Here is a 1,104-nt window from a genome sequence, read left to right as displayed (position 1 = left end):
ACGGGCGGGGTCGCGCCGACGGGCGGAGTCGTGTGGACCGGAGGGGGCGTCTGACGTGGCAGGGGTTCCCTCGGGGGTGCCGCGGTGGCGGTCCCACCCGCCTCCGTGAACGAGAAGCCGGTCCCCGCCTGGTAGTTGCCCGAGCGCTCCTCGCGGGTGAGTTCCCTGCGCTCCTCGGGCCTGCTCAGGGAGATCTGTCGCCTCTTGCGCAGCTGCAGGCCCACGACCAGTGCCAGGAGGGCGAGCAACAGGACGGCGACGACGGCGATGACGATCCAGGTGGTGTTCACGGTGCCCAGTATGGACGACGCCCCCCGTCCTCATCCCGGCCCCGGGTGTCGAGGGCGGCCCTAGACTGGCGCGCGTTCCCGTAAGGAGGTGTCCGCGCGTGACCGAGGTCGCTGCTCCGCACGAGCCGGCCGGGGCCCGGAGACCACACCTCCGGCGCGCCCACGCCGTCCCCACCTGGGCGGCGAAGACTGTCCTAGCCGTGACGGGTCTGATCTTCACCTCGTTCGTCGTCGTGCACATGATCGGCAACCTCAAGGTCTTCGGCGGCGCGGCCGGATTCGACGGGTACGCCGAGTGGTTGCGGACCCTGCTCTACCCGCTGGTCCCCCACGAGGGCGTGTTGTGGGGCCTGAGAGTGGTGCTGGTGCTGAGCCTGGTGGCGCACATCGGGTGTTCCGTGTTGCTCGTGCGTCGCTCGCGGGCGGCGGCGGGCCCCCGTCGTCGTCGCGCCGGCCTGACCCCGACCTCCTTCGGCGCCCGGACCATGATGCTGACCGGTGTGGTGCTGCTGCTGTTCGTGGTCTTCCATGTCCTGGACATGACCACCGGCACGCCTCCTGCGGCCAGTGACTCGTTCGTCCCCGGGTCGCCGTACGCCAACCTCGTGGCCAGCTTCGCCAGGCCCTGGGTGGCGGCGTTCTACGGGATCACCATGGCTCTGCTCGCGGTGCACGTGGCGCACGGCGTGCGGACGGCGGCGGGGGACCTCGGCGTGACGGGGGTCCGGAGTCGCGCGGCGGTGACGGTCGTCGGTGGGGTCGCCGCTGTCGCCGTCCTGGTGGGCAACGCCATGATCCCGATCGCCGTCCAGGC

Annotated in this window: 1 protein-coding gene and 1 pseudogene; one reads left to right on the top strand and one right to left on the bottom strand. The window is 71.6% G+C overall.

Features of this window, described 5'->3' with window-relative positions:
- Positions 1 to 290, bottom strand: a pseudogene (locus G6019_RS11715) (signal recognition particle-docking protein FtsY); the annotation flags it as partial.
- A 200-nt stretch (positions 291 to 490) separates the two neighbouring features.
- On the opposite strand from G6019_RS11715, the gene G6019_RS11710 reads away from it, so the two are divergent.
- The coding region (locus G6019_RS11710; protein ID WP_309230217.1) for a succinate dehydrogenase at positions 491 to 1,104 on the top strand (614 nt) is incomplete at its 3' end.

It is taken from the genome of Dietzia sp. DQ12-76 (genome assembly GCF_014145045.1).
Taxonomy (GTDB): Bacteria; Actinomycetota; Actinomycetes; order Mycobacteriales; family Mycobacteriaceae; genus Dietzia.
This window is presented reverse-complemented; position numbering and strand designations above follow the sequence as displayed.